The organism is Limnohabitans sp. 2KL-3, assembly GCF_001269405.1.
Lineage (GTDB): Bacteria > Pseudomonadota > Gammaproteobacteria > Burkholderiales > Burkholderiaceae_C > Limnohabitans_A.
In genome coordinates this window covers 1-11290 of the sequence record NZ_CXON01000042.1, presented here as the reverse complement: position 1 = coordinate 11290, position 11290 = coordinate 1, and the positions used below count along the sequence as shown (strand labels likewise).

Genomic DNA, 11290 nt, shown 5'->3' with positions numbered 1-11290 from the left:
TGCGTCTGCGTTGCTGGGGCAAGGCCAACCACCACTCCACCGCCGGGCTCAAGGGGCTGGTGGCCTGCGCCCCCAAGTCGGCAATGTCATAGGGAATAAAACGCGCATCACCCCGCTTGTACTGGCCAAACACGGCGCGAATGGCCGGGGCCATGACTTCGATGTCGGGCACCATCACCACCACGTCGCGCGGCGAAACCTCGGGTTGAGCGTGAAACCACAGCAAAAGTTGGTCATGCAGCACCTCGAGTTCACGCACCGGGCTGTGCGCCACTTTGAAAACCAGCGAGTCATCGCTCGGGTCCAGCGCGGCCTCGACCGGCTCCTGGCTCGACTTCAAATCGCGGATGCGGTTTTGCAGTTGCGTGAGCAAACGGCGGCCGTCGGCCCCCGGCGCATCGTCAAACAGGTCCAGGCGAACACCCGGATGGCGCTCTTGCGCCGCTTGCAGGTCGTCAAAGGCGTCCAGCTGCCGAATGAAGACGCGCCCCTGTCGCCCCCAAGCGGCCAGCAAAGTTGGCGCGTGCAAATGCATCTGCTCAAAATCCACGGTCGACAGGTTTTCTTTCTTGTAGGCGTGGCGTCTGCGCTCGGCCCGCAGCGCATCGCGCCCGTCCATGATGTCGCCCCAGTGGTGCTGGCAAGGGTTGGGCACGGCCAGCAGGACTTGGCTGTGCGCCGACAAAGCGCCCAGCATGTCCAGCAACTGGCTGGGCATGTGACTCATGCCAAAGACCGACACGCGCCGCGCCACCGGACTGGCCAGTGCCTGGCCTGACTGCAAAAGTGCCAGCGCACGCAGATGCAAAGCTGGCCGAGTGGCTTGTTTTTCTGCATCGGTCAAGGTGGCCAGCACACGCCGCCACAGCTCGGCCTGCCACCGCTGGTCATCGGGCAAGAGGCCCGCCTTGTCATCGGGGCGCACGGGTTGGCCCGACTGGCGGCGCAACACATCGCGCCCCTCGGCCCAGTCTTGCAACCAATCGGGGCGGTAAATTTGGTACTGGTCAAACAAGTCGGCCAAACGACTGGCCAATTGCAAGAGGCGCTCGGGCTCAGGCTCGGGTCCCTTGCCACGCAAATAACCGGCCACGGGCTGAAACACCGGATCGCCCACACAGGCCGGCAACAAAGCCATCAAACGCCACGTCATGGGCAATTTGTCCAGCGGGGAATCGGGCGGCACGTTGCTCGCACCCAGCACCTGGCGGTAAGTGCGCCACAAAAAGCGGGAGGGCAGCTCCACCCGGGTGGCCGCGCAGACCCCCCCGCCAGGTCCGCCCTGCCCGGCCAGCGCCATCTTGATCCACTCGGCCATGCCGTTGCTTTGCACCAGCACCACCTCCTGCTCCAGCGCAGCCAAAGGCTGGCGCATCAACCAAGCCGACAAGGTTTCGGCCAACACCTCAGAGCGGTGGCTGTGCAGGGCCAAAAAGCCGGGGACAATAGAAAAAGTGGTCATGCTAAAAAAGAATGCTTTGCAAAACAGTTATAACAATAGCACAAAAATATTTCTCATAACTTAATAAGCTGTATTTGAAATATTCAAATAAATTATAATATATGCATTAAAAAATTATCAATAAAATTTATATTATAAATATTTATTAGTAACTTACAAATACATCATAAAGTGTTGAAATTTAGTTTGGGCATGCTATAATAATTAAAGTTTTATCTCATGGAGTTAAATATTTTAAATCAAAATAAATTATTTTTCGAAATAGAAATTCTAGGTAAAAATATTAATTCATTCAAAAATGAAAATTGATTATAAAAATATTCTACTAAGTCGCCCCTGAAAAATTCACTTTCAGGCTAGGGTCAAGCTCATTGATCCGGACTTGACTGAGGCACCCCTAAAAAACTGCCGCAATCGGTGGCCCAACTCTCCCAAACCGGTGGACAAAAGCAGGCGCAAAAAAAGGCTGATGCCCTTTTTTACGATCATGCGCAGCAGCCACCGAATGTTGTAACCGGCTGCGCACAGCACCGCGTGCAAACTGTCGCCCAGTGACCCTTTCAGGTGGCACCGGTTCATTCGGTGATCTGCTTTCAAGTGTCCAATGATGGGCTCGATGGCTTGTCGGCGCTTGAGATCTTTTTTGTCTTCATCCGTCAGACTTTTGAATTTGCCCCGGTGCTTGATATCAATGTCTGTGTTGGCTTTGTCCACCCCCCGGTAGCCCAGGTCAACGATCGCCTTGTTCGGCTTGGTGTCCAGGGCTTGCATCAGGATGCTGGCTTGCTCCACTTGCTCATTGAGCGTGTGCCCGTCATAAGGATTGCCAGGGAAGGCTCTGGCACCCACGATCAAAGTGCCTTGGAGTGTGGTGGCAATGCCCACTTTCACACCAAACTCATACGGGTTGCGGCTCTTGCCTTTGGAGATGCACTCCACTTCCGGGGCGTGCCAGCTGTACAGCTTGGGTTGTTTGTCTTGCGCCTTTTTGCTGCGCGACTGGGCGATCAGCCTTTTGGCTTTGTTGATGCTCACGCCCAAAGCGTCTTGAACGGCTTGGCTCAAGGTCGTCATCTTGCGTGCGATCTCGCGGTGCAATCGGCCCACGATGGTGGCTTGGCGTTTGATGGCCTTGCGCATGCGTTTGAACTGACGGGCATGGGCGTAGCGCCCAGCCTTGTAGCCCAGCAGTTGGCCTTCTTTGGCGTAGGTTTGCTTGAGCTCGATGCCCTCGGCCTTGGCCGCTTCAACCAGTTTGACGCGAGCGGTCTCCAACAACTTGCTATCGGTGGGATGAGCGATGGCTTTTTCTTGAACAGTGGAGTCGACAATGATTTGACTGAGCTCTTTCTTGGCAATGAGCTTCAGGGTGACGGCAACCTCTACCGTGCGGGCCAAGAGTTCTTCCACGCCTTCTTCGCCCAGCAGTTTGCGGAACTTAACCAGTTGGGTCGGGTCGCAGGGCCAACGGTGTTCAAAGTACTCGTTGCCAGAAAAGTATTGCCAAGTGGGTGTCTCGCCCCAGCGCTGGATGAGGTCTTCATCGCTTTCGTTGAAGGCGTGTTTGAGGTACAGCAGGGCGACCATCAGGCGGGTGGGCAAACGCGGGCGACCGGCTTTGGAGACGCCAGCACCGGCAATCACTTCGGTTGCGCCAAACAAGTCCGAGTCTTCGATCTTCTTGCCAGCGCGCACTTGGCGGGCAAAGAGGTGGGCAAGAGAAGCTTCGATTTCTTGCCAAGGCATGCGGTTGGCCAAAACGGCCAATGGATGACGCAGATCGATCATTTGATCGAGGCGGTTGCGAAAGAAATCGGCGGTGATGGACATATGGGCCTCAAAAACTCCCAGAAAACAGGCTCAATTGAATATCAATGTGGGAGTTTTGAACATTGGGAATGACCCTGAAAGCTAGCATTCATGCGGGTTTCAGGGGTTTATCAGGGACGACTACTAACCAGCCTTGCAACATCGATATTAACCATTTCGATGTTTATCGGTGTTTTACTTTTAACTGACGACACCACCACAGAGACAGATGAAACACCTTTCGAAATAAATATCAAGATCAAATGCACAGAAGTAATTCTTAACTCAAATTATTTCACACAAGAGCAAGTTAATTTATGCAAAGAAAAAATAAATAATATTTGACCTGATTATTAATGACTTAATATATCAAAGCTCTAAATTTATCATGCAAAAATTTTAGAGAAAAATAACCGGACAAAATAAGTCAAGCGCCAAATTAGCACAAGCCGAGAAACGTTATGAATCTCTGAAATAGTGTTGTTTTTAATTAATCTACTAAATCTTCATCGCTATCCCCATAATCAGCTGAACTGATCTGGTCATCCAGGTAAGATTGTGCTTCTTCTTCGGTATCAAAGGATTGGTCATCAAGTTGATTCCAACCGAATCCACTAACGTATTGAACAATCCATTTACCATCGGTGCCTTCGATGACTCGTGTATCTACCAAACTCATAGCTATCTCCTAATTGGTGATCCTAAAAAATTCACTTTCATGCCAACGCTAATCTGGTTGAATCGCTAGCAGCAGAATATCCAACTCAAAAAACCTAGCAATCTTAAACCAATTTTTCCCAAACCGCAGTCCTAAATTAGACACTAAAAAAGGCCAATGCCCTTTTTGGCAATCATGCGCAGCAACCAACGAGGCAGCTTCAAGGTCAAACTGAAACATTGTTTTACAAAGTATAAAAATCCTTATGGATTTTTTGAAATCCCACCACTACCTATATCAGAGGTTCATTTGTTAATATTATTGTATTCAATAAATCATCGATTACAATTTAAACGAACTTCTTCTTGTGAATTTATTGACGAAGCAATACGTTGAAATTCTCGTGATTGACGCGCACCTAGCTGACATACGGAGAGCCAAAGTAGGTCTGGATGACTTCAAGTCCTTGAGCTTGGCCTCAATGACCCGGCCAACTAAATCAGAAGACTTGTTGGGCACCTTGGATAAAAATGCAGCGTCACTTTTTCGGAGCACCAACGTCGCGATGGGTTGTTTGTGAGCCAAGCCAATGACAGTAACAACATCCCAGTGGCTCACTTGCTTGTGATCTGCAATGTAGCTTGGTTGCCCTCTGATCGGGGGGAGCAGGTTTTGCCCGTCAATGTCACACCCGCGCAGGTGGCGTTTGAGCCGGGGTTGTTAGCTGGCCAGATGCCTATGTAAATCAACACCCGCGAATTTATTTGCATAGCAATACAAATGGACGCGTTTAAGGCTGACCTCAAATTTGCCTGCAATTTACTCTCAGCTTCGTGAAATGCGAACTTAGAAATGTACATCGAACCTAACCTTGTATTCTAAACGGTGGGAATTACGGTTGCAATGAGATCGATCTGACGCCTTGGCGCAGGCTTGTTCGGCGCTAAATCCATGTTTGCCACTGCAACGGTTGAGTTCGCGATGGATGGCTGTGCGAATCCTGCTAAGAAAACAAACAATCATCGATGATGACTGTTTGACTTACAAGAGGTTGTACATTTGATATCGTTATTCTTGGCTGAGATGCTTGACCATCTGGAAACTTTGACTTGATGGTTTGAGTGACATTAAGCCTTAACAGTGTCAAACACCATCCCTTTCTGTAACGATACTTGCCCGGTCTACTGAAGACACCGAACGGCTATCGTGACAGAGGGGACACAGCTTGAAGTTCGGATTTCATTCTTTCATCGAATAAATTTACTCAAAAGGGAGTAACGTCAGGCACAAAGAATAAAGTGTCACGAAGCGTATGCTTATTTTTTGACAAAAGAAAACCGAAAGAGAAAAATTAATCTAATTATCAAAATAAATATGAATATATTTCTTAACCACGGCCCCATATTGTCTATTGAAGTAAATGACAGTGAAGGTAGCATAGTTCAGCAGAATATAACCAATGATGCTGCGTCATATCTTTTTGAGAATGTCGAATTTAGCCCTGATCTTAAATTGGAAGATATTTTTGGATTGTTCGATGCTTGTCCGCATCTTTTTCAGATTTATCAACGACTGCATGCTGGGGCTCTGTGCAAAGACGTTAAAAAAAGCAACCCATCAGATGAATTCAAAACGGATTTATTGTACGTAGAGCTTAGCCGCACTTGGAAATTCGACTCTCATCAACTATGCTACAAAGAAGTTGATGACTTTATTCTTGATGGTGTAGGGCCGTCTGATTTCGAAGAAAATACTGAGTCAATTGATGGTTCTGAACAATTAACGAACTACAGCTTGGCGTTTACACCTGTGCGGCACATTGCTCATTTGCCTTTGCGTTTGGCCAATAAAGTACGGGTTTTTGAAGATGATGCTTATAGCCGAAAATACAATCAGCAAATACAGACGGTACATTGTACTGAGATGCGTTTGGGGGCAGTGATACAGGGAATTTTTCGATCAGTCACATGGTTTGGTGAACCCTCTGAAATGGAGACAACAGCAGAAAAAATTTACGCTATGAGTGAATCATCTGAGGACTGGAGCGAAGGAATTTCTGCGGATGACTTCATCAAAGAACTGATCGCAGGTGCTGATGAACGTGCTTGCTCAATGATGTTCAAATCCATCGGACACATTGAGGCTTTTACCATTTATCAATCCATTGATGACATACCAGATGACCAAATTGCTTGGCAGTGGCTACAAATGAAGTTTGGCTCTGAATTAGAGTTCCGTTCTGATTGTTTAGAAATGACTGGACGTGATTTTCGTAAGGCTTTCAAAGAAGCTGGTGTAAATGAATAATTTCATAGTCCATCCGTGCCAGACATCGATAACGACTATTGCTCTACCACTAAGCGCTGACGGCGGTTGCTCGCTCACAACAGCAGGTCACTCACACGTTGTCATGAGTGAGACTCAGTTGCGTGCCCTTGATCTTAGAAATTGCCCTGATATTGAAATAGTTGACCTTCAAGCGTCGACACAGGTAGAAATTCACGTCAGTGTGATTTCTTGCCCACGCCTGCGGAAGATTATTTTGCCTACGCACGCTAAAGCCTATGTGCATATCGATACCGATGATCAAAAACCTTCTTTGCAAGTCATCGGAGGAGTTGTTCAAATTGACGCAGCTTGGATTCAAGGTCGTTTTGAAAAACAAGCTGCACCTGATACATCATGGACTTTTGCATCCATCGGAACTTTGAAGGAACTTCAAAGCTGGAATTGCTCAGCTGAAGATCACGGCTTATGGGTTGTAGTGGACTCCAATGATTGTTCCACTTTGGATTTAAACCCGCCTGAATCAGTGACAGAAGTCGTATTTACGCAACTGAACCTATTGAAACATTTGCGCTGGTTTGGCAATGAAAAAAGCAGCATAGATATTAGGAATGCCCAAGTCTTAAGAACAATAGATATATTTACGGGTTGCACTCAAATCTCTCTTAGTGCTAGCCCGAAGATTGCTTTGATTGAAGGATCAGCCCATATCAAGGTTGGCGCAAAATTGTTACTTAACTTGCAAAGTGGTGATGTCAATGGCCTGCATCTAAATTTGCCATTCACTGACATCACTCTTGTGGATAGCAAAATCAATAAATTAGTGACTTATTCTCCAAAAATATGTCGTTTGTTGCGTTGCTATTCACTAACAAAAATTCATCTGCCGCCAACAACAGTGATCGAGTGTGAGGGCCACACCCCTCAAAGTTTGTTAAAGATTGCATCCATCACAGCCAACGAAAGCACAATAAATAACGCACTTGAACGCATACGCATGGGAGACAAGCAAGCATGGTTAGATCTTCGAAAGGTTATTCCATTGGCATCATCTTCGAAACAAGTCCCATTGATGCTCAAGGGCCTTGAAAGGGCTATGGAACTTGGATGTGAAATTGAGGACATTTGGACAACGCGAGTTGAACTTTATTTGCGTCATGTCACAAGGACAAAATCATTTGAAAATATCCCTGAGCATCAGCTAATGCGTGGTGTAAAAGAGTGGCGTTGGACTATGGTAAGTGACTTGGGGGCTGATGGATGGCGTGCGGATTGGCGAATCTGGCAACGTGGCGTCGAAGCCAACATCAAACACCTTCAGAAAATGACCCAGTACATGGTGTTGAGCATTTTGGGCAACAAACAGGCCGCCGGAGCACTCTTACCATGGCTTCTCCGGGATGAACCAGGGCAAACGGAGTTCTTGACTGCTTTTTTTACAGCACTGAACAAAGACTTCTTTCGCAATGACGAGGCTATGCACTTTAAAAACTGCGCAAAAAGGGCAGCCATCCCAGCGCAAAACACACCAACGCACAAAGAATTAGCAAAAGTTGCCCGAGAATATTTATGCAAAGTGATGCCTCTTGAAAACTTGATTGTTGAACTTCAAACTTGGCTCCACCACTCTCCCGTGGAAACACGGTTATTACTGGTGCAGTTGAGTGTCAACCCCATGAGATACAACTTCGGAAAGATGGACTCTGGGCGTTTTCATCAACTTGCTAAAACTCTGCTTCTCGGCGGACGGTTGCCTGAACCAGTGGCTTAATTTTCAACACACTTATCCTATGAACTCTGCATCTATTGACCAAGCCCGACAAATTCTGGAGCACCAGCTGCATTTGCTATGGGAGCAGCCAATTTTGGCACCACTGATCGCACCGGTGATGTTGTGGGGTGCCCCAGGTACGGGTAAAAGCACACTGATTCGAGAACTCTGTGATTCGCAAGAAATTGGTTTTATTGATGTGCGTCTATCGCAGCGTGAACCAGTGGATTTGCGTGGCTTGCCGGTGCCGGATGGTGACCAAGTTCGCTGGTTACTCTCCTCGGAATGGCCTCGCAATCCAGAAAGTAAAGGGATTATCTTGTTTGACGAGTTAACAGCTGCTGACCGAACTTTGCAAGTAGCTGCTTATGAATTCATTCTGGATCGTCGACTGGGGGACTTGTACCGGGTTCCACCGGGTTGGTTGATTTGCGCAGCAGGCAATCGCAGCGAAGATCGCGCTGTTTCAATGACCATGTCCAGCGCATTAGCCAACCGTTTTTGCCATGTTGAACTGCAACCGGATGTAACACAGTGGACTCAATGGGCAACCGTTCGGGGCTTGCACCCAGACGTCATAGGCTTTTTGCGTTTTAAACCCGAATGCTTTTTGCAGATGAATGGAAACCTTGAACGAGGCTGGCCGAGTCCTCGCAGTTGGGAGCGCGTGGCAATGACGGTTAAACATGGATCTTCGCTTGACCCAGCCGTACTGGCTCTGATGGTGACTGGACTTGTGGGGCCCGGTGCAGGAACAGAGTTCTTGGCTTATAGACAAGGAGCTCAAACTCTACCTGACACCATCGGTCTATTACGCGGTACAGTGCCATTCATCATGCCTGGGCGTGCAGACCTGCGCTATGCAGTGACCACTTCTTTAGCACATCACCTATGGTCAGGCCCGACAGCTGAACGCGACTTGTGGATCGGCAACTTCCTGCGAATTGGGCAAGCGCTGAGCAGTGACTTTGCCGTTATGGCCATGCTGGATGTACAAAGCCAAATTGCAAGCCCTGAGCGGGCTGATGATGCTCATGCATTTTTCAGTCACTCTGAATTCCAAGCTTGGATTGAACTACATGGTGAAGGGCTGAGCATGAACACAAGTTCTGTGACACAGACAAACAAAGATCCCGGTGAACATGGCAATCAAAGGCGAGTATCACGCGGAGTTGCATCCATTCGACTCGAAAACATTCAGCCAGACCCTGATCTTTGAACATGAAGTCGTCTGTCATCCACGTTCAACTTTCACAAGAAGAGCTGGCACTCAAAAAAAAATGGCGTGGGATTCTCGAAGGGGACCGTGCGCGTCTGCTTTTGGCTCATCCTTTCACAGCCATGATTGCGCTCAATTTGGAAATAGTTCCCGTATTCGACACACGCTTGGGAACTGCTGCAACCGATGGGAGAAGTCTTTACTTCCAAATCAAATTCATCAATCAACTGACAGACAACGATCGAATTTTTGTATTGGCACATGAAGTTTGGCACGTTGTGTGTGGCCATTTGCAGCGACGACAAGGCAGAGACCCCGAGCGGTGGAATATCGCCGTCGACCATGAGGTCAATGCCATGCTCAAAGGCAATGATTTTCAACTTCCGATTCACGCTATTTATTTTCCATCACAAGAAGGCAACAGTGCTGAAAAGGTTTATCAGTGGCTAGAGACCAAAACTCAGCCAGTTCTGAGAAGTGGGCAGCTGCAATTTGACATACACGACATAGCAGGTCACACAGCAAAGCATTCACCTGATGAACGGGTCATCAAAGATCCAGATTACAACCCACAAATTGTGGATGCAAATATCATACAAATTTGGCGTGAAAGGGTGGTGAGTGTTCTAAACACTATCAAAAACAGGGGACAACTCACAGATCCACTCGCATTGTTATTAAATGAAATCGTACAACCTAAAGTGCCCTGGCAACATCTCATGCGACAATTTACGCAACGAGTTTATGGAGGTCGTCGGAGTTGGCTACCCTCTGCACGCCGACATGTATACCGCGGCCTATATTTACCTGGCATGCGCACAGACTCACTGAGATTAACCGTTGCAATTGATACAAGTGGAAGTACTAAAGATAACTTGCCTGTTTTCTTAAGTGAACTGAAATATTTGTTAGCTGAATTTGACCGAATCGAACTGACAATGATCGAATGTGATGCAAACATCACTAGAGTCCGTGTTTTCACCGAAAATAATGCCAAAGATCTGGATGGAACAGACATATTGGGTGGTGGTGAAACTGACTTGCGACCTCCTTTCAAATATATTGAAAAGACATCGACGGATTGTTTTGTTTATTTAACAGATGGTTATGGACAAGCTCCTTCCGAACCACCGAAGTACCCTGTTCTTTGGATTCTTACCCATAATGGTAAAGAACCAGCCAACTGGGGCCAAGTGGTTTCCATGCCCCCAAACAGCTGGCGAGCCTAGGACATGGTTTCAATTGATAAATTGATTAAAAATTACCATTAATTTATTCATCTGATAACACCCTTTTGATGCATGCTATCAGTCCAACGACTGTAAGTATTTGAATAAATAGACTGATTTACTTCACATTCCACTTGATAATCCAACAAATGAATCATAGATGATTTGATTGAACTCCCATCAAAAATACACCAAACAATTTTCGGTAGATTATTTAATTTTTTTACTTGAGAATAAAGATCTTCGCGCTGCTCTGATGTAAAGTCTTTGTTCATATTAAGCCGGCCAGATGATAAAGCAAGGTCAGAGGTCATGCGGTTAATTTCTGTAAAAATTGGCATACTGCGACAAATTGCATAGGCAACCATTAAAATGGAATCATCAACCATATTTTCTATAGTTGGAATCATTGTGAATTTTCTGAAAAAATCACCATCATCATTTCGCATTGGATTTAGCCAACGAAGAGATAACGCGGCCCCCCCCCCTCTTCAAGACTAATTTGTGCAAAGCTACGGATTCCGCCATTATTTGAATGCGCACTACCGACTAATATTAAAGAAGAAATAGCGGCCATTTGAATTACAAAAAAATTTTTAACTAGGCGGTTTCAAAAGCGAAGTGCAACACCTGCCAACCCTGTAAGGTCCGCAGATGCAAATCACTCCACTCAAGCACTACAAACAGATCCAACCCGAAGAGCGTGTGACCCTGGCCAGTCTCCATTTCCAGAAGTTCACCGTTCGAGAGATTGCTCGTACCCTTGGGCGTTCGCCCAGCACCATCACGCGGGAGCTGGACCGCAACAGCATCGGCGGCCACTATGCCAGCAAGAGCGCCCAGGCCTGTACAGCCA

Annotated in this window: 9 protein-coding genes; 5 read left to right on the top strand and 4 right to left on the bottom strand. The window is 47.2% G+C overall.

Annotated elements, in window-relative coordinates; translation table 11 throughout:
- The 3 genes from AMM41_RS21355 to AMM41_RS21345 form a co-directional block, all read right to left on the bottom strand.
- On the bottom strand, positions 1-1462 hold a 1462-nt coding region (locus tag AMM41_RS21355; protein WP_194944935.1), incomplete at its 3' end, for an exodeoxyribonuclease V subunit gamma.
- Between the two features lie 351 nt (positions 1463-1813).
- The gene (locus AMM41_RS21350) at positions 1814-3292 is read right to left on the bottom strand and encodes an IS5 family transposase (RefSeq protein ID WP_228769399.1); all 1479 of its coding nucleotides are present in this window, start codon (positions 3290-3292) and stop codon (positions 1814-1816) included.
- Between the two features lie 469 nt (positions 3293-3761).
- The gene (locus AMM41_RS21345; RefSeq protein WP_089963945.1) at positions 3762-3950 is read right to left on the bottom strand and encodes a hypothetical protein; all 189 of its coding nucleotides are present in this window, start codon (positions 3948-3950) and stop codon (positions 3762-3764) included.
- Between the two features lie 1383 nt (positions 3951-5333).
- On the opposite strand from AMM41_RS21345, the gene AMM41_RS22115 reads away from it, so the two are divergent.
- The 4 genes from AMM41_RS22115 to AMM41_RS21315 all read left to right on the top strand — a co-directional run bounded on the left by AMM41_RS22115 (position 5334) and on the right by AMM41_RS21315 (position 10434).
- The gene (locus tag AMM41_RS22115) at positions 5334-6236 is read left to right on the top strand and encodes a hypothetical protein (RefSeq protein WP_228769398.1); all 903 of its coding nucleotides are present in this window, start codon (positions 5334-5336) and stop codon (positions 6234-6236) included.
- Positions 6237-6339: 103 nt separating this feature from the next.
- A complete protein-coding gene (locus tag AMM41_RS22110) occupies positions 6340-7986 on the top strand; it encodes a hypothetical protein (protein ID WP_228769397.1) in 1647 nt (548 codons plus the stop codon).
- 19 nt (positions 7987-8005) lie between these two features.
- Entirely contained in the window at positions 8006-9205 is a 1200-nt protein-coding gene (locus AMM41_RS21320) for an ATP-binding protein (RefSeq protein ID WP_194944932.1), read from the top strand.
- 2 nt (positions 9206-9207) lie between these two features.
- A complete protein-coding gene (locus AMM41_RS21315) occupies positions 9208-10434 on the top strand; it encodes a vWA domain-containing protein (RefSeq protein ID WP_089963936.1) in 1227 nt (408 codons plus the stop codon).
- A 47-nt stretch (positions 10435-10481) separates the two neighbouring features.
- On the opposite strand, the gene AMM41_RS22105 is transcribed toward AMM41_RS21315, so the two are convergent.
- Positions 10482-10844: a hypothetical protein gene (locus tag AMM41_RS22105; protein WP_194944931.1), complete on the bottom strand. Its 363-nt coding sequence runs from the start codon at positions 10842-10844 to the stop codon at positions 10482-10484.
- A gap of 244 nt (positions 10845-11088) precedes the next feature.
- Here AMM41_RS22105 and AMM41_RS21310 point away from each other — a divergent pair.
- Positions 11089-11290, top strand: a 202-nt coding sequence (locus tag AMM41_RS21310) for a helix-turn-helix domain-containing protein (RefSeq protein WP_194944930.1), incomplete at its 3' end; no start/stop codon positions are given.

What these genes read in the sequence shown, in the direction of transcription:
- AMM41_RS21350 (WP_228769399.1), bottom strand. Translation starts at nt 3,292, where the DNA reads ATGTCCATCACCGCCGATTTCTTTCGCAACCGCCTCGATCAAATGATC.
- AMM41_RS21345 (WP_089963945.1), bottom strand. Translation starts at nt 3,950, where the DNA reads ATGAGTTTGGTAGATACACGAGTCATCGAAGGCACCGATGGTAAATGG.
- AMM41_RS22110 (WP_228769397.1), top strand. Translation starts at nt 6,340, where the DNA reads ATGAGTGAGACTCAGTTGCGTGCCCTTGATCTTAGAAATTGCCCTGAT.
- AMM41_RS21320 (WP_194944932.1), top strand. Translation starts at nt 8,006, where the DNA reads ATGAACTCTGCATCTATTGACCAAGCCCGACAAATTCTGGAGCACCAG.
- AMM41_RS21315 (WP_089963936.1), top strand. Translation starts at nt 9,208, where the DNA reads ATGAAGTCGTCTGTCATCCACGTTCAACTTTCACAAGAAGAGCTGGCA.
- AMM41_RS22105 (WP_194944931.1), bottom strand. Translation starts at nt 10,844, where the DNA reads ATGATTCCAACTATAGAAAATATGGTTGATGATTCCATTTTAATGGTT.